Genomic DNA, 17,059 nt, shown 5'->3' on the forward strand with positions numbered 1-17,059 from the left:
AGCGCGAACTTTATAGTTCGCGTTGGGTGGGAATAATCTAATAGTCAGCACTAAAGGCTGCCAGCTTACGCCGACGCTTCCTTGCGCAGCGGCTTCAGCTCAAAGTCGTCAAAGAGCGTTTTGCCCTCAATCATGCTCGTAATCTGGCTAGCCACCTTAAAGAAGGTATCGAGCTGATTCTGCGGGATTTTCTCGCGCACTTTCAGGTTGAAGTGCCGTACCGTCTGGCGCGAAACCTCCTTCTTTTCAAGTCCCAACTCAGTCAAAAAGATGCGTACCGAGCGCTTATCCTGCGTATCGGCCTGCTTGTAAATCAGACCCTTTTCCTCCATGCTGCGCAGAATGCGCGTGAGCGAGCGCGTTTCGAGGCCTAGCAGGGGGGCAATTTTGGTGGCCGGCGTACCTAGCTCCTGGTCAATATTGAGCAGCACGAAGCCGATGCTCGTGGTAATATCATACCGAGCCGCCTGCGTGTTGTACATGCGCGAAATCGCGTGCCAGGCCACTTTTATGTTGTAATCGACGGTTTCTTCGGGTTTCATATCGCAGTGAAAGTGCGGTAAACATACGAAGAAATTTGTTAGGCTTGCATACTAGTTCGGCAAAGTGTAGGGTAAGCTTTCGCTTGCCGCGCCGGCTGGCGTGCGGCAAGCGAAAGCTTACCCTACCTCACTTATACAGCCCCTCAATCAGGTCCTTGTTATTTTCGGTTATCACCTTGCGTTTCACCTTCATGGTAGGTGTCATTTCGCCGGTTTCTACGGTCCAGTGCTCGGGCAGCAGCACCGATTTTTTCACCTGCTCCCACTGGGCAAAACCCTGGTTGTACTTCACTACCAAGTCGTGGTAGAGCTTAACTACCTTTTCGTCCTTCACGAGGTCAGCGTTCGACTTGGCCGCGACGCCGTTTTTGCTAGCCCACTGCTTTAGCTCGTCAAACGCCGGCACGATGAGCGCGCCCGGAAACTTCTGGTCGGCGCCCACCACCATCATCTGCTCGATGAGGGGGTCTTCTTTCATCTTATTTTCAATGACTTGCGGGGCAATGTACTTGCCGCCACTCGTCTTGAACATCTCCTTCTTGCGGTCGGTAATCTTGAGAAAACGCCCATTTACAAACTCGCCGATGTCGCCGGTATGAAACCAGCCATCCTTGTCAATGGCCTCGGCTGTAAGCTCGGGCTTGTTGTAGTAGCCCTTCATCACGGACGCCGATTTGGTGAGAATCTCGCCGTCGGCGGCAATTTTCACCTCCATGTTATCGATGAGCGGGCCCACGGCGCCAATCATGTTGTTCTCGCGCTCGTAGCCGTTCACCGCAATCACGGGCGAAGTTTCGGTGAGGCCGTAGCCTTCCATCACCCGGATGCCGGCGGCCCAGAATACGCGGGCTAGCCGGGGCTGCAAGGCGCCGCCGCCGCTCACAATGCAGCGCAGGTTGCCACCCAGCGCCTCGCGCCACTTATTGAAAATAAGCTTGTTAGCCAGCGCCAGTTCGGTATTGTAGATAAAGCCCTGGTCTTGCTGGGTGTCGTATTTCAGACCCAAATCCAGGGCCCAGAAGAAAAGCTTGTGCTTGATGCCGGTTTGCTCGTGGCCCTTGGCCACGATTTTATCATACACTTTCTCCAGCAGGCGCGGCACGGTGGTGAAGATGCTTGGGTGCACCTCGCGCAGGTTGTCGGCAATGGTTTCCATGCTCTCGGCGTAATAGATGCTCACGCCGTGAATCATGTATAAGTACGTTACCATACGCTCAAAAATATGGCACAACGGCAAGAAGCTGAGAGCTTTATCATCTTGGCCCACTGGCACGTAGCGCGCCGAGTTGCGGCAGTTGCTCAGGATATTATCGTGGCTGAGCATCACGCCCTTGGGCGCGCCGGTGGTGCCGCTGGTGTAAATGAGCGTGAGCAGGTCGTCGGGCTGCACGGCGGCTTTCAGCGGCTCCAGGTCGGCGGGGTTGCCCTGGCGGCCTAGCTCCAGCAATTCGCCAAAGTGCCGCGCGCCTTCTACTTTATCGAACGTAAACACATTTTCGGCCGGAATATCGAGGCCCGCCGTGGCCTCCTTCACCTTGTCAAACAGGTGCTTGTCGGCCACAAATACGGCCCGCACGCCGGCATCGGTAAAAATGTACTTGTAGTCCTCCACCGTGATGCTCGGGTACATGGGCACGCTGGTGGCCCCGATTTGGGCAATCCCGAAATCGGCCAGCAGCCATTCGGGCCGGTTCATGCTGATAATGGCGACTTTATCGTCTTTTTTGAGCCCTAGCTTGAGCAAGCCCAGGCTCACTAAATTGGCCTGGTCCTGCACCTCTTGGCTGCTGAACGGCTGATACTGCCCATTAATTTTAGCCGCCAGCGAATCGGGTTGCGGGTATTTTTCGAGTTGGTGAGCTAGGATATCGAAGGAGCGGCGGACGTCCATAAGGCGAGGCGGGGTGCGGTCGGCGTGGGAATAAGGCACTAAAGAAACAGGATTTTTAGCGAAATTGTGCGGGCGACGGCCCAGCGCGCTGCCAAAAACCCAATCTGCCCCGGGCCGGGCGTAAATTTGGCCGCGCCCCGCCGCGCTTGCTTTAATGAACCTGGCCCTCTTTTTCGACCCGCTGCCCGACGAGCTGACTGCCCCCACCGCCGCGCCTACCACCGTGGCGGCCTACGTGGCGCGCTTTGCCGAAGACTTTCCGGACTGGCGCACGGCCGACCTGGCCCTGATAGGCCTTGACGAGTGGCGCGGCACCGTGGCCGGCGCCCCGCCGGCCGGGCAGCACGGCGCCAACCGCGTGCGCGAGCGCTTCTACCAGTTGCAGCGCGGCAACGGCCCGCTGCGCCTCGTCGACCTCGGCAACCTGCGCCCCGGCCTCAGCCTGGAAGACACCTATCAGCGCCTGCGCGAAATAGTGGCTGCCCTGCTGGAAGCCAATACGATACCGCTGCTGCTAGGGGGCGGCCACGACCTCGACTACGGCCAGTTTCTGGCCTACGAGCCCCAGCACGAAGCCGTGCCGGCCATCAATTTTGCCGTCATCGACTCGCGGCCCGACATGGCGATGCCCGGCTACTTTGCCGCGCCCGAAGACAGCCACCTGCGCCGCCTGCTGATGCACACGCCCAACTTCGTGTTCAGCTGCGCGCACCTCGCGCACCAGCAGTACCTCACGCCGCCCGATGTGCTGACGGCCTTCGAGAAGCTGCACTTTGAGATAATGAGCGTGGGCGAGCTGCGCACCGACCGCCGCCTGGCAGAGCCGGTGCTGCGCCAGGCCAACTTTCTGAGCATTGACATTGCCGCCATTCGCTGGCAGGATGCGCCCGGCTATTACCCGGCTAGCCCCTTCGGCCTCAGCAACGAGGATGCCGCCCAGCTGTGCTGGTACGCGGGTCATAATGAGCAGCTTACCTCGGTGGGCTTATACGGCTACCGGCCCGACCACGACCCGCACGGGCTGGCCGCTGCTACACTGGCCACCATGCTCTGGTACTTTATTGAGGGCTATTACCACCGGCGGCCCGAAACGGGTTTTGGTACCTACCGCTTCCTCACTTATACGCTGGTGCTGCCCGGCAACGGCGGCAGCGCGCCCAGCGAGCTGGTATTCTATAAATCGCGCCGCGCCGACACCGATAAATGGTGGATGGAGGTCGAGAGCCTGGCCGACCAATCGGTGAAGCGCATCGTGCCCTGCACCCACCAGGATTACCTGCACGCGGCCCAGGGCGACCTGCCCCAGCGCTGGATTCGGACGCAGGCGCTTTTAAGCTAATGGTATGAGCGACGCGCTTACAACCTACACCAAAAGCCAGCTAGCCCTGCGCAACGGCCAGGACCGCGACGAAATCTGGGTGGCCTACCAGGGCAACATCTACGACGTGACGCGCTCGCGCCTCTGGCAGCGCGGCAACCACTACGAGCACTGGGCCGGCCAGGACCTTACGCGCGAGCTGGATGAAGACGCGCCACACCTGGCCACGGTGTTCGATAAATTTCAGATAATCGGCACCTTAAAAAGCTAGCCGCCCCTCAAAACAACCAACCGAAACGCAGTGACTACCGAAACGCCTTCCTCTTTCAACGACCTCGAAACGCTGCCCACCGCCGCCCTGCTGGCCGGCATGAACCAACTCGACCAGACCGTGCCGCTGGCCGTGCAGCAGGCCTTGCCGCAACTAGAGCGGCTAGTCGAAGCCACCGTGGCGCGGCTGGGCGCGGGCGGGCGGCTGTTTTACATCGGGGCGGGCACCAGCGGGCGGCTCGGGGTAGTTGATGCCTCGGAGTGTCCGCCTACGTTTGGCGTGCCGGCGGGGCTGGTGGTAGGCATTATGGCCGGCGGCGACGGCGCCATTCGCCAGGCGGTGGAGGGCGCGGAAGACAACCCAACCCAGGCCTGGGCTGATTTACAGCAGTTTGGCGCGAATGAGAAGGACGTGCTCGTGGGCATCGCGGCCTCAGGCCGCACGCCCTACGTGATTGGCGGCCTGCAGGCAGCGCGCGCCGCCGGGCTAGCCACCGGCTGCGTAGTGTGCAACGCGGGCTCGGCCGTGGCGGCGGCCTGCGAGTTTCCGGTGGAAGTTGTGACCGGCCCGGAATTCGTAACCGGCAGCACCCGCCTCAAGGCCGGCACCGCCCAGAAGCTGGTGCTCAACATGCTCACCACCGCCACGTTCATCCGGCTGGGCCGCGTGAAGGGCAATAAGATGGTCGACATGCAGCTCAGCAACGACAAGCTGGTGGAGCGCGGCCAGCGGATGCTCATGGACGAGCTGGGCATTGCCCAGCCCCAGGCCGCCGACCTGCTGCGCCAGCACGGCTCGGTGCGGGCCGCGCTGGCGGCCTGGGCTCGGTAGCGACGCGCAGAAACCCACAGAATTTGCGCCTGACAATCAGTCCGCAACCTGTTACCGGCGCCGCCCACCCGAACGATTCGGGCGAGGCCGCGTTTTTGCAACGGGCTGGCCCTAGCTAGCCCCGTTGCTATGCACACCATCGAGCCCCACTACAACTGGATTGAGCAGTATTCGGCTGCCGACGACCCGCGCTCGCCGCTCTTCGGGGCCGAGTATAGCCTGGATACGTATTCCAATACTATTTATGGCTACTACATTCATCCTCAGTGGGATAGTATAGAATCGGATACGCTGTTTATTAAAATTCTCTGGGCCGACTACGAGGAAGGCGGCGCCATTCTGGAGTTTATCGGCGAGTGGAACGATGCCATCGAAAACGACATCATGAACCTGAAGCGCAATATCCTCGACGTGCTGCTGCACGAAGGCATCAGGCGCTTTATCCTCATTGGCGAAAACGTGTTCAATTTCCACGGCTCCGACGACAGCTACTACGAGGAGTGGTTTGAGGAAGTGGAAGACGGCTGGATTGCGGGCGTCAACTTTCAGGACCACGTGCGCCGCGAAATGAGCCAGTACAACCTCGACCAGTACATCAACTTCGGCGGCGAACTCGACGACCTGCCCTGGCGCACCTACGAGCCCCGGCGCCTGTTCGAAACGGTAGGTAGCCTGCTGCAACGCCGCCTGGGCTAGGGCTGCCAATGCAAAAAAGCCCCGCCGGCATACTTGCCGGCGGGGCTTTTTTGTAAGCCAAGTACTTGGCTTACCTACTTTTTCTTCATTTTGCGGTCCTTCTTCGGCGTGTCGCTGGTGTTGTCGTCATCTTTCTCGGCGCCGGGGGCGTCGGTCACGATGCGGCGCTGCTCAGCCACGGTGCCCTTGTACACTTCGGGGCCGTTTTGCTTGCGTGCCTTCCGGATTTGCTTCATTTCCTTGGAGTTCGGCGCCTGGCCTGCGGCCGGGGTCGTTTGGCTGGGAGCGGCGGCCACGGGAGCGGCTACGAAAGCCGTAACACTGCCTAGCAGTGCGGCGAAAAGAATGTTTTTCATGGTTTTAAGATTGGTTGCGGAAAGATAAGGTGCAAATTTCAGCCCAGTAGACGGTACTTAGTTAAAAAAGTTTACTCAAGTCCATATTTTTTAGTACTAATCAGGTTTTAATGAGCCTGGGCAATGGGTTAAACCCGAAGGGTAATGGTACAATTACTGCCTGGCAGCCGAAAAAAAGCTGGGCCATAAAAAAACGCTACCGATTAAAGTAGCGTTTTTTTTGTTAGCAATCTCCCTGGTGGGCTAGCCAGCAGGGAGCAGCCCGAATTACTTGGGGTCTTTAGCGTCAGCAGCGTCGCCGATGGCTTCGCCTTTTTTGTCGGCCGAGTCACGAACGGCATCAGCCTTGTTTTCGAGGGCGTCAGCTTTGGCTTCGCCAGCGTCTTTTACGGCAGTGCCTTGAGCCTCAGCGGCATCTTCTTTCTTGCTGTCGCACGAAGCGAGCGAGAGGGACATGGCGGCTACGGCGAGGAAGAGTACTTTTTTCATGGTGCAGGTTGGAAAGAGGTTTGGATGGTTTCCACTGCTTAATGCCGAGCTTCCAGGTAGGTAACCCAGTCTTCAGCCAAAATTCAGCAAATTTATTTTTTGCGGAAAGCCAGGCCGATAGGCACGCCGGTGAAGTCGAAATGCTCGCGCAGGCGGTTTTCGAGGTAGCGGGCGTAGGAGTCGGGGATGTACTGCGGCAGGTTGCAGAAGAAGGCAAACACCGGGTTGTGCGTGGGCAGCTGCGTGGCGTACTTGATGCGCACCATCTTGCCCTTCTGAATGGGCGGCGGATACTTCTCAATCTCCTTCAGCATCACATCGTTGAGCTGCGAAGTCGGGATTTTGCGGCGCTTGTTGCCGTACACTTCCATGATAACTTCCAGCGCCTTGTGCACCCGCTGCTTGTTCAGCACCGAAATAAACACGACGGGTGGGTAGGCGATGGGCGCAATCTTTTCCTTAATCTTGGCCTCGAAATCGCGGGCCGTGTTGGTTTCCTTGCCCTCGATTAAGTCCCACTTATTCACCAGGATAACGATGCCCTTGCGGTTTTTGTCGGCCAGGGCAATGATGGCCACGTCCTGGGCCTCAATGCCGCGGCTGGCGTCGAGCAGCACCACGCACACGTCGGCGGCCTCCATGGCGCGCAGCGAGCGCATGTTAGAGTAGAACTCCACGTCCTCGTTCACGCGGGCTTTGCGGCGCAGGCCGGCCGTGTCCACGAGCATAAACTCGTGGCCGAACGCGCTGTACTTCGCCTCAATCGAGTCGCGGGTGGTGCCGGCAATGTCGGTCACGATGCTGCGGTCTTCGCCCAGCAGCAGGTTCACAAACGACGACTTGCCCACGTTGGGGCGGCCGATGATGGCAATGCGCGGCAGGTCCGAGTTGGGCTCTTCCTCCCCCACTTCGTCGAAGTGCGACACGATGGCATCGAGCAGCTCGCCGGTGCCCGAGCCATTGGCCGAGCTGATGGCAAACACTTCGGTGTCGCCGAGGCCCAGCGCGTAAAACTCGCCCGAGCCCTGGGCGCGCAGGTTGGTATCGGCCTTGTTAGCAACCAGATAGATGGGCTTTTTGCCGATGTAGCGGCGCAGCACCTGGGCAAATTCCTCGTCGAGGCCGTGCAGGCCCGCGTCGGCATCGACCATAAAGAGAATCACGTCGGCCTCGTCGATGGCCAGCTTTACCTGGCGGTTGATTTCGCTCTCGAAAATATCGTCCGAGTTGTGCACATAGCCGCCCGTGTCAATCACGGTAAAATTGTGCCCAATCCAGTCGCCGTAGCCGTAGTGGCGGTCGCGGGTAACCCCGCTTTGGTTGTCCATGATGGCCTGGCGGCGGCCCACCAGGCGGTTGAACAGGGTGGACTTGCCCACGTTGGGGCGGCCCACTATTGCAATGGTATTCATGTAGTTGGCTCCAGCCGCCGGCCCGACCAATGGCGCGGCAGTACCCGGAGTAATTAGGGTTAAAATGGTCGTTTTTATTGGTCGATAACCGAATAATCGTTGTCATGCTGAGCTTGCCGAAGCATCTCGCGTGCAGCACTGACTTAACCGTTAGACGATACGGGTGAGATGCTTCGGCAAGCTCAGCATGACCGTCTTGTTATAAAGATTACTGGTAGCCGAAGCGGCTCAGCGCCTTGCTATCGGTGCGCCAGTTCTCGTTTACTTTCACGAACAGCTCCAGGAATACTTTTTTCTGGAAGAATTTCTCCATCTCTTCGCGGGCCCAGGTGCCAACCTTTTTCAGCGCCTCGCCCTTGGCCCCGATAATGATGCCCTTCTGGCTGTTGCGCTCCACGTAGATGACGCCGCGAATGCGAATGATATCGTCGTCTTCCTTGAACTCCTCAATCTCCACTTCGGAGCTGTAGGGCACCTCCTTTTTATAGAGCTTGAAGATTTTCTCGCGTACCATTTCGGCGGCGAAAAAGCGCTCGGGCTTGTCGGTAAGCTCGTCTTTGGGATAGTAGGGCGGGTGAATGGGCAGGCTGTCGAGGGCTAGCTGCAACACCTTCTCGGTGCCAAAGGCGTTGAGCGCCGAGATGGGCAGCACGTCGGTAGCATTGGGCAGCTGCTCTTTCCAGTAGGCTAGCTTGGCTTCGACATCTTCCTGGCTGGCCTGGTCTATCTTATTGACTAGTACGTAGATGGGCGTGTCCTCGGTTTTGCGCAGGCGCTCTACCACGGGCTCTTCGTCGTGCTTTTCGTAGATGTCGGTGACGAACAATATCACGTCGGCATCTTCCAGCGACGAGTACACGAAGGCCATCATGGCGTTGTGCAGCTCATATTTGGGCTGGATAATGCCGGGCGTGTCGGAATAAACGAGCTGAAAATCTTCGCCGTTGAGAATGCCCAGGATGCGGTGACGCGTGGTCTGGGCCTTGCTCGTGACGATGCTCAGGCGCTCGCCAACCAAGGCATTCATCAGCGTGGACTTGCCGACGTTGGGCTTGCCGATGATGCTGACGAAGCCGGCACGGTGGGGCTTAGGTTCGGGGTTCACAGGAGATAATGGGGAAGGATAGTTTTGAAAATCAGCCCGCAAAGGTACGGCGCGAATCGGTGGTTAAGGGTTAATAGTTAATGATTAACGATTTTTGCAATTCCATCAAAGCCTAAACCCGTCCTTTTTGGTTAAAGGTGCACTCAACGCAAAGCCGATGGCTAGCGGCTGATGGTTTGTCTGCTAAGGCATTAATCAGTAGCTGCTGCTCCGTAATTCTTCTCCCTAATGCCTACCCCTTCCCGCCGCATTGGCGTCTTGCTGGTTAATCTGGGCACGCCCGACTCGCCCCAGACCGGCGACGTGCGCCGCTACCTCAACGAGTTTCTCACCGACGCCCGCGTGATTGACATGCCGGCCGCCGTGCGCTATCCGCTTTTTCGGGGCCTGGTGGTGCCGCTGCGCGCGCCCAAGTCGGCCAAAATCTACCAGCAACTCTGGGATGCCGAGCGCGGCTCGCCGCTGCTGTACCACGGCCTCGATTTGCAGAAGCTTTTGCAGCAGCAGCTGGGCGAAGGCTACGTGGTGGCCTTCGGCATGCGCTACCAGAAGCCCAGCATCGAAAGCGCGCTGGAAGAGCTGCGCGACGCAGCCGTGGACCGCATTATCGTGCTGCCGCTGTTTCCGCAGTACGCGGCGGCCAGCACCGGCTCGGTGCAGGAGAAGGTAATGGACTTCGTAAAAGATTGGTGGATAGTGCCGAGCATTAACTTCATCAGCACCTTTGCCGACGACCCGGGCTTTATTGCCAGCTTTGTGGCCAGGGGCCAGGCCGAGATGGCTAAGCACGACTACGACCACGTAGTGTTCAGCTACCACGGCATACCCGAGCGGCACGTGCTGAAGGGCAGCTTCAAGGGCTATTGCCAGCTGGGCAAGTGCTGCAATACCTATAATAAGAACAACCGCTACTGCTACCGGGCCCAGTGCTTTGCCACCTCGCGGCTGCTGGCAGCCGGGCTAGGCCTGCGCGACGACCAGTATACCGTGACCTTCCAGAGCCGCCTGCAAAGCCGCCTGCGCGACCCCTGGCTGCAACCCTATACCGACGAGGTTATCAAAGACTTCCCGGCCAAGGGCATCAAGAAGGTGCTGGCCTTCTCGCCCGCCTTCGTGGCCGACTGCCTCGAAACGACCATCGAAGTGGGCGTGGAGTTTCGCGAGCTGTTTGAAGAGAATGGCGGCGAGCACTGGCAGCTGGTGCCCTCGCTCAACTCGGAGCCGCAGTGGGTAAGCGCCGTGGCAACAATGGTGCGGGCTAGCTAGCCATACCCAGAGCCGTGTGCATGGCGCTTTCGAGTTCGGGCGGCAGCATAAAATCGATGAAGAGCGGGTAGTTGCGCACGGTATCGCGGCTGAGGGCCGTAACGAACACGCTACGGCCCTCAGCGTCGAGGTCTACGGCGGAAAGCGGGAGCAGAATGCGCTGGTCGGTGTGGGGGCCGGGGGCCAACATGCCGGGTAGGCCATTTTCAAGCAACACATTGAGGTACAGTACCCGTTGCGAAATGGGGTCGACGAGCAGCTCATCGACGAGGCCGAAGGCGTGGCCATCGCGGCCGCGCACGGCCCAGCCACGCGGGTCGGGGTCGCCGGTGGCCAGCTCAAAGGAGGGCAGGTCGCGCAGCCGCCGCAAAACAGGAGAATTCATAAGGGGCAGAGTTACAAGACATCCCTGGCCGGATAGCTCATGGTATTGAGCAGCGCCTGGAGCTGGGTGAGGTAGGTATGGTTTTGGGCCTGCTCGGCCGGCGTGGCATCGCGGCCCGACAGCTGGCTAGCCTGCAGGGTAAGCGCGTTGGCCTCGGTTTGCAGGTTGGGGTAGCCTTTTTGCTGCACGGCTAGCAGCAGGTTGGCGGCGGCCACCAGGCCGGGGCGCAGGCTGGCCTGCAGGTCGCCGTCGGCCAGGCGGGCGGTGGCACTCGTGAAATTATCGCGTTGCTCGCGAATGCCTGCATCCTCGCGCAGGTCGGCGCGGTCGGCCAGCTGCATGAGGCCCGGGCTGAGCTGGAGCAGGCTAGCCCGGGCGCCCCCCGCCGCTGCCGCCGCCTGGGCAATGCTGGAGTCGGCGGCCGGTGGGGGCGTAGTGGGGGCTGCGGTGGTGTCGGGCGTCGCCAGGCTGTCGGCTGGGGCGGCGGCTACCGGGGTGGTAGCCGGGGCAGGCTCGTCGGCCGGGTCGGGCCGCAGGAAGAAATAGGCCGCCGCGGCCAGCACAAGCGCGGCCAGCGCCACAAGCAGCCAGGGGCTAGGTGATTTTTTCTTGGGTTGAATACGAAGTTCGGCCATACGAAAAGCAAGGTAGTTACCTGAGCTTACGAGCGGCAGCCGGCGGCAGTTGAGCCCTCTGTCCGCCCGGAGCAAGGCTCAGGTGCCGTGGGGCCGGGCTAGCCCGGCCAGTCAGCATAAATCCACGGGGCGCGGGCGGAGTGATGAACGAATAAATAAGGTTTGCCGATGGGTGAGCGCAGTTCTGCAAGCAATGTACTTCTTGCCACGGGCGCCACCCGGCTTGGTTGGGCGCGGGCAGCGGGGCCGATTCTGCCCGACCTTTGTGCGGCCGCCGAAACCTTCCGCCCCGTTCGCACGGTTAGTCTATTCATGTCCGACAATTCCGCTCTGCAAGTGGCCGCCCCGGCCCACGACGAAATCGACCACCTCGACCCGCGCCAGTTTATCGTTATCAAAAACGCTAGGGTCCACAACCTCAAAAACCTGAGCGTGGCGCTGCCGCGCAACAAGTTTATCGTGGTTACGGGCCTGTCGGGCTCGGGCAAGTCAAGCCTGGCGTTTGACACCTTGTATGCTGAGGGCCAGCGCATGTACGTGGAGAGCCTGAGCAGCTACGCCCGCCAGTTTCTGGGCCGCATGGACAAGCCCGACGTGGACTACATCCGGGGCATTTCGCCGGCCATCGCCATTGAGCAGAAGGTCAGCATCAAGAACAACCGCTCGACGGTGGGCACCAGCACCGAGATTTACGACTACCTCAAGCTGCTGTTTGCGCGGGTGGGCCGCACGTTTTCGCCCGTTAGCGGCAGCCAGGTGCGCAAGGATACGGTGGCCGATGTGGTCGATTTTCTGTTCGGCCTGCCGGCCGATACCCGCGTCACCATCCTGGCGCCCCTGCTGCGCACCGAGCCCGGCCGCCCCATGAGCAAGGAACTCGATTTGCTGCTGCAAAAAGGCTATGGCCGCGTGGTGCTGGCCAGTGGTGAAAATGCGTTTATCGAAGACCTGATAGGCGAGGGCAAGCCCGAGGTAGAGGGCGACGTATCCATCCTCATCGACCGCGCCGCCGTGCAGCCCAACGACGAGGACCTGCAATTTCGCCTCTCCGACTCGGTGCAAACGGCCTTCTTTGAGGGCCACGGCACCTGCGTGGTGAAGCTCGACGCCGAGACGCGCACTTTCTCCGATAAGTTTGAGCTGGACGGGATGACGTTTGAGGAGCCAAACGTTAACTTTTTCTCCTTTAACAACTCCTACGGGGCCTGCCACACCTGCGAAGGCTTCGGCTCGGTGCTCGGCATTGACGAAGACCTCGTTATTCCCGACAAAAGCATGACGGTGTTTGAGGGCGCCATCGCGCCCTGGCGCACCGAAAAGCAGGGCGAATGGCTCAAGCCGCTGCTCAAAAATGGCATCCGCTTCGACTTCCCCATTCACCGCCCCTACAACGACCTGAGCGCCGCCGAACAGCGCCTGCTCTGGACCGGCAACAAGTACTTCGAAGGGCTCGACGCCTACTTTAAGTGGGTGGGCGAGCAGACGCACAAAATCCAGTACCGCGTGCTGCAAAGCCGCTACCGGGGCCGCACCACCTGCCCCGACTGCCGCGGCACGCGCCTGCGCAAAGACGCGCAATACGTCAAAATCGACGGCCGCAGCATCACCGATTTGGTATTGCTGCCCATCTCGGAGGCGCTCACGTTCTTCGAAACCCTGAGTTTGAGCGAGCATGAGATGGCCGTGGCCGACCGCCTGCTGGCCGAAATCACCAACCGGCTGGGCTACCTCAACCGCGTGGGGCTGGGCTACCTCACCCTCAACCGCTTGAGCAATACGCTGAGCGGCGGCGAAAGCCAGCGCATCTCGCTGGCCACCTCGCTAGGGTCGGCGCTGGTGGGCTCGATGTACGTGCTCGACGAGCCCAGCATCGGCCTGCACCCTAAGGATGCTGAGCAGCTGATTGGCGTGCTGCGCTCGCTGCAGGAGCTGGGCAACACGGTAGTGGTAGTGGAGCACGAAGAGAAGATGATGGAGGCCGCCGACCAGATTATCGACATCGGCCCCGAGGCCGGCAGCGGCGGCGGCAACCTCATGTTCCAGGGCACTTTCCCGGAGCTGATGCAGGACACGGCCACCTACACCGGCAAGTACCTCAGCGGCGCGCTCGACGTGCCGGTGCCCACCGTGCGCCGCCCCTGGCGCAACGCCCTGGAGCTGACCGGCGCCCGCGAAAACAACCTCAAGAACGTGAGCGTCAAGATTCCGCTAGGGGTGATGACGGTGGTAACGGGCGTGTCGGGCTCGGGCAAATCGACGCTCATCCGGCGCATCCTGGCCCCGGCCCTGATGAAAATGCTGGGCGGCGGCGCGGGCGAAACCACCGGCAAGTTTGACCGCCTGAACGGCGTGAACGGCCAGGTAACGCACGTCGAGTTTGTGGACCAGAACCCCATCGGCAAGTCGTCGCGCTCGAACCCGGTGACCTACGTGAAGGCCTACGATACCATTCGCACGCTGTTTTCGGAGCAGCCGCTGGCCAAGGCGCGCGGCCTCAAGCCCTCGCACTTCTCGTTCAACGTGGAGGGCGGGCGCTGCGAGGTGTGCCAGGGCGAAGGCCAGGTCAAAATCGAAATGCAGTTCATGGCCGACATCTACCTGACCTGCGAAAGCTGCGGCGGCCACAAGTTCAAGCAGGACATTCTGGAAATCAAATTCCAGGACAAGAATATCTTCGAGGTGCTCGACCTGACGGTGGAGGACGCCGTGGAGTTTTTCAAAGGCCAGCCTAAAGTGGCCGAGCGCCTCAAGCCGCTGCTCGATGTGGGGCTAGGGTACATCCGCCTCGGGCAGTCGGCCAACACGCTCAGCGGCGGCGAGGCTCAGCGCGTAAAGCTGGCCAGCTTCCTCACCAAAGGCGCTACGGTTCAGCAAGATAAAATTCTGTTCATCTTCGACGAGCCGAGCACGGGCCTGCACTTCCACGACATTGCCAAGCTGCTGGGCGCCCTCAACGCGCTGGTGGAGCAGGGCAACTCGGTGCTCATCATCGAGCACAACGTGGACATTATCAAGTGCGCCGACTGGCTCATCGACCTCGGCCCCGAGGGTGGCATCAACGGCGGGCACCTGCTCTTCGAGGGCACGCCCGAGCAAATGGTGAAGCTCAAGGATACCAACCACACCGCGCGCTTCCTGGCCGATAAGGTAGGCTAGCAGGTACCAAACCCGCCGTGCGCCGCGGGCGTATGTGAAGGAGTTTGAACCCCTTAGCCTGCTGCCCGATGAAAACTCCGCCCAATCAGCGCCGCGCCGAAGTCTCTCCTGCTCAGTCCAAACCTGCCGCCGTGGCCAAGGGCGCGGCGGCCCTGGGCGCGTTTGCGCTTGGGGCGCTGGCCGTGGGGGCCGTCGCTGTGGGGGCGCTGGCTATTGGCAGCCTGGCCATCGGCCGGCTGGCCGTGGCTAGGGTGCGCATTGGCTCGCTGGAGGTAGACGAGCTGACGGTGCGCAAGCTGAACGTGACGCAGCCCACCGCCGCTTAGAGTATGGCTTTCCGAATAGAGACCTTCAACCATTTGGTGTTGACGGTCAGGGATATAGCGCGCACCTGCGATTTCTATCAGCGCGGGCTGGGGATGGCGGTGCAAACCTTTGGCGACAACCGCAAGGCGCTGCATTTCGGGGCGTATAAGTTTAACCTTCACCAGCAGGGCCACGAGATTGAGCCGAAAGCGGCGCATCCCACGCCGGGCGCGGCCGATTTCTGCCTGATTACAACTACCCCGCTGGCGGAGGTAATAGCCCATTTGCAGCGCGAAAACCTGCCCATCGAGCTAGGGCCGGTGCGGCGCGACGGGGCCACCGGCCCTATTTTATCGGTGTACCTGCGCGACCCCGACCAGAACCTGGTGGAGATTTCCAACCAACTCACCTAGCGGCGGGTTGAGTAAGAAATTGCCCCGCTGCTATGAAGTTGAAATACCTTGCCTTCGCGGCCCTGGCTTTGCTGCTGGGGTGGTTCGTGTTCGACTCGCTGAGCCAGCCGGGCGTGGGTGATTTGCCGGGTGGCTTTCAGGAAGTTGCCACCTACCGCAACGAAAATAATACCGGCCCCATCGTGCGCGTGTACGCCGTGACGGTGGCCGATACGCTGTGGCGCGCAATGCGGCAGTACGGCGACTTTATGCCCTATACCAAGTATGGGAATACCAAGGTGTACTTCTTTCGCCAGGGCCGGCCGGTGCCCAAAACCGTGCAGCCGGGCGCGGTGAGTTTCGGTGCTGAATTCAATCCAAACTGCCTGGCCAGGTACGAAAAGGAAGTGATGGGCAACGTTACGTTTGAGCGCTACCCTCTGCGGTAGAAAAATACAATAGCTGCGGGTCGATAAAAAAGATGAAGCCCAGCGCTAGTGGATATAATATGCCTGTTAGTCAAAGCTTAAACTAGAATATGAATCACACTCAAAAGCCCTTTATTTTTGGATGAATGGCTTTAATTCATGTTTCTTTAATGTAATCGGTGGCTATTTTGTATTACTCAGCCGCCGCGAGCTAGCGCTCGTCGGTCTTTTCCCTCGATTTTGCCCGCCCCGATTTGAAGCAGCCTGGGCACTTTCGCTGACGTTCACTGACTTATCGCCACGCAGGCAGGGTCAATTGCGCAGCTTAAAACCGATATGAATTTGGCTATACCATCTATTTGAGGGTTTTAAACAAGGCCGCCTAGCTATAGGGTTGGCCGGCCTGCGCGCCGCCAGTTGGGTCGGGCGCTTTTTTCGCTAACACATTCCCGGGATTACCAATCACCTAGCATAGTAGTTATGGTTTTGATGAAACGCATGTTCCTGTTGTTTAGCCTGGGCGGCTTGTTTTTTACAGGCTGCTCGCCCAAGCAAGAGGAAAAAGAAGAGCAGATTAAGCTTTTGGTTACCAGTCCTTTGCAAAAAGATACTACTATTACCAAGGAGTACGTGGGCCAGATTCACGCTTACCAGCACATTGAACTGCGCGCCCTGGAAAAAGGCTATCTGCAAAAGATTTTTGTCGACGAGGGACAGTTGGTGCACGAGGGCCAGCCCATGTTTCAGATTACGCCCCTGGTTTACAATGCCGACGTGCAAAAGTCACAGGCCGAAGCCAACTACGTAGGTATTGAGTACAAGAACACGAAAAGCCTGGCTGACAGCAACATCGTGTCTAAGAACGAGTTGGCGCTGGCCAAAGCCAAATACGATAAAGCCAAGGCGGAGGTATCGCTGGCCAAAACGCACTTGCAGTTTACTTCCATAAAGGCGCCGTTTACGGGCATTATGGACCACTTTCAGGGCCGGCTGGGCAGCCTGGTTGACGAAGGCGACCTGCTGACGACGCTCTCCGACAACAGCAAGATGTGGGTGTACTATAACGTGCCCGAGGCCGAGTACATCGCCTATAAGGAGCACGCCAAGGCCGGCGACAGCGAAGTCAGCGTGAAGCTGCTGATGGCCAACAACGAGATATTTCCTTACCCCGGCAAGGTGCAAGCCATTGAGGCTGACTTCAATAACGAGACGGGCAACATCGCCTTCCGCGCCACCTTTCCCAATCCGAAAGGGCTGCTGCGCAACGGCGAAACCGGCAGCGTGCTGATGACCGTGCCGCTGAAACACGCCCTGCTGGTGCCCCAAAAAGCGACGTTTGAAGTGCTCGAAAAGAAGTTCGTGTACGTAGTTGACAAAAACAACATCGTGCACCAGAAGGAAGTGAACGTGGCTTCGGAAATGCCTGACTTGTATGTGATTAAGGATGGCATTGCGCCCACCGATAAGATTCTGCTCGAAGGCATCCGCAAGGTGAAGGATGGCGATAAAATCAGCTACACCTACGAGGCCCCGGAGAAGGTGCTTCCCAAGCTGAAAGTATACTCGGAGTAGGTCTGTCC

General features: G+C 59.4%; 18 protein-coding genes. 10 read left to right on the forward strand and 8 right to left on the reverse strand.

Annotation, left to right across the window (positions count from 1 at the left end):
- Window positions 1-65: 65 nt before the first annotated feature.
- A complete protein-coding gene (locus tag Q5H89_RS10620) occupies window positions 66-542 on the reverse strand; it encodes a MarR family winged helix-turn-helix transcriptional regulator (protein WP_305019286.1) in 477 nt (158 codons plus the stop codon).
- A 127-nt stretch (window positions 543-669) separates the two neighbouring features.
- Window positions 670-2,433 (reverse strand): AMP-dependent synthetase/ligase, encoded by a 1,764-nt coding sequence (locus tag Q5H89_RS10625; protein ID WP_305019287.1) that lies wholly within the window; start codon window positions 2,431-2,433, stop codon window positions 670-672.
- A 154-nt stretch (window positions 2,434-2,587) separates the two neighbouring features.
- Between Q5H89_RS10625 and Q5H89_RS10630 the strand changes: the two genes are divergently transcribed.
- The 4 genes from Q5H89_RS10630 to Q5H89_RS10645 all read left to right on the forward strand — a co-directional run bounded on the left by Q5H89_RS10630 (window position 2,588) and on the right by Q5H89_RS10645 (window position 5,549).
- Complete coding sequence (locus Q5H89_RS10630) at window positions 2,588-3,772, forward strand: formimidoylglutamase (RefSeq protein ID WP_305019288.1); 1,185 nt, start codon at window positions 2,588-2,590, stop codon at window positions 3,770-3,772.
- Window positions 3,773-3,776: 4 nt separating this feature from the next.
- Entirely contained in the window at window positions 3,777-4,022 is a 246-nt protein-coding gene (locus Q5H89_RS10635) for a cytochrome b5 domain-containing protein (protein ID WP_305019289.1), read from the forward strand.
- A gap of 30 nt (window positions 4,023-4,052) precedes the next feature.
- Window positions 4,053-4,853 carry an N-acetylmuramic acid 6-phosphate etherase gene (gene murQ, locus Q5H89_RS10640; RefSeq protein ID WP_305019290.1) on the forward strand — a complete coding sequence of 267 codons (801 nt, stop codon included), beginning with the start codon at window positions 4,053-4,055 and terminating at the stop codon, window positions 4,851-4,853.
- 129 nt (window positions 4,854-4,982) lie between these two features.
- A complete protein-coding gene (locus tag Q5H89_RS10645) occupies window positions 4,983-5,549 on the forward strand; it encodes a hypothetical protein (RefSeq protein WP_305019291.1) in 567 nt (188 codons plus the stop codon).
- A gap of 74 nt (window positions 5,550-5,623) precedes the next feature.
- Here Q5H89_RS10645 and Q5H89_RS10650 read toward each other — a convergent pair whose 3' ends face one another.
- From Q5H89_RS10650 to era, 4 genes are all read right to left on the reverse strand, one after another.
- Window positions 5,624-5,905: a hypothetical protein gene (locus tag Q5H89_RS10650; RefSeq protein WP_305019292.1), complete on the reverse strand. Its 282-nt coding sequence runs from the start codon at window positions 5,903-5,905 to the stop codon at window positions 5,624-5,626.
- A gap of 267 nt (window positions 5,906-6,172) precedes the next feature.
- A complete protein-coding gene (locus tag Q5H89_RS10655; RefSeq protein WP_305019293.1) occupies window positions 6,173-6,394 on the reverse strand; it encodes a hypothetical protein in 222 nt (73 codons plus the stop codon).
- Between the two features lie 92 nt (window positions 6,395-6,486).
- The gene (der, locus tag Q5H89_RS10660) at window positions 6,487-7,806 is read right to left on the reverse strand and encodes a ribosome biogenesis GTPase Der (protein ID WP_305019294.1); all 1,320 of its coding nucleotides are present in this window, start codon (window positions 7,804-7,806) and stop codon (window positions 6,487-6,489) included.
- Window positions 7,807-8,014: 208 nt separating this feature from the next.
- Window positions 8,015-8,911: a GTPase Era gene (gene era / locus Q5H89_RS10665; protein WP_305019295.1), complete on the reverse strand. Its 897-nt coding sequence runs from the start codon at window positions 8,909-8,911 to the stop codon at window positions 8,015-8,017.
- Window positions 8,912-9,139: 228 nt separating this feature from the next.
- Between era and hemH the strand changes: the two genes are divergently transcribed.
- Entirely contained in the window at window positions 9,140-10,177 is a 1,038-nt protein-coding gene (gene hemH, locus Q5H89_RS10670; protein WP_305019296.1) for a ferrochelatase, read from the forward strand.
- On the opposite strand, the gene Q5H89_RS10675 is transcribed toward hemH, so the two are convergent.
- Together Q5H89_RS10675 and Q5H89_RS10680 are read right to left on the reverse strand one after the other, a co-directional pair.
- Window positions 10,170-10,562 carry a hypothetical protein gene (locus Q5H89_RS10675; protein ID WP_305019297.1) on the reverse strand — a complete coding sequence of 131 codons (393 nt, stop codon included), beginning with the start codon at window positions 10,560-10,562 and terminating at the stop codon, window positions 10,170-10,172. The two genes, hemH and Q5H89_RS10675, sit on opposite strands and share 8 nt — an antisense overlap.
- An 11-nt stretch (window positions 10,563-10,573) precedes the next feature.
- The gene (locus Q5H89_RS10680) at window positions 10,574-11,197 is read right to left on the reverse strand and encodes a hypothetical protein (RefSeq protein WP_305019298.1); all 624 of its coding nucleotides are present in this window, start codon (window positions 11,195-11,197) and stop codon (window positions 10,574-10,576) included.
- 312 nt (window positions 11,198-11,509) lie between these two features.
- On the opposite strand from Q5H89_RS10680, the gene uvrA reads away from it, so the two are divergent.
- From uvrA to Q5H89_RS10705, 5 genes are all read left to right on the forward strand, one after another.
- Complete coding sequence (gene uvrA, locus Q5H89_RS10685; protein ID WP_305019299.1) at window positions 11,510-14,353, forward strand: excinuclease ABC subunit UvrA; 2,844 nt, start codon at window positions 11,510-11,512, stop codon at window positions 14,351-14,353.
- Between the two features lie 68 nt (window positions 14,354-14,421).
- Entirely contained in the window at window positions 14,422-14,679 is a 258-nt protein-coding gene (locus Q5H89_RS10690) for a hypothetical protein (RefSeq protein WP_305019300.1), read from the forward strand.
- 3 nt (window positions 14,680-14,682) lie between these two features.
- Window positions 14,683-15,072: a VOC family protein gene (locus Q5H89_RS10695; protein WP_305019301.1), complete on the forward strand. Its 390-nt coding sequence runs from the start codon at window positions 14,683-14,685 to the stop codon at window positions 15,070-15,072.
- 32 nt (window positions 15,073-15,104) lie between these two features.
- Entirely contained in the window at window positions 15,105-15,500 is a 396-nt protein-coding gene (locus Q5H89_RS10700) for a hypothetical protein (protein WP_305019302.1), read from the forward strand.
- A 468-nt stretch (window positions 15,501-15,968) separates the two neighbouring features.
- Window positions 15,969-17,051, forward strand: coding sequence for an efflux RND transporter periplasmic adaptor subunit (locus Q5H89_RS10705; RefSeq protein ID WP_305019303.1), 1,083 nt, complete (start codon window positions 15,969-15,971; stop codon window positions 17,049-17,051).
- The last annotated feature ends 8 nt before the right edge of the window (window positions 17,052-17,059 follow it).

This window comes from Hymenobacter cheonanensis (assembly GCF_030581075.1).
Classification (GTDB): Bacteria; Bacteroidota; Bacteroidia; order Cytophagales; family Hymenobacteraceae; genus Hymenobacter.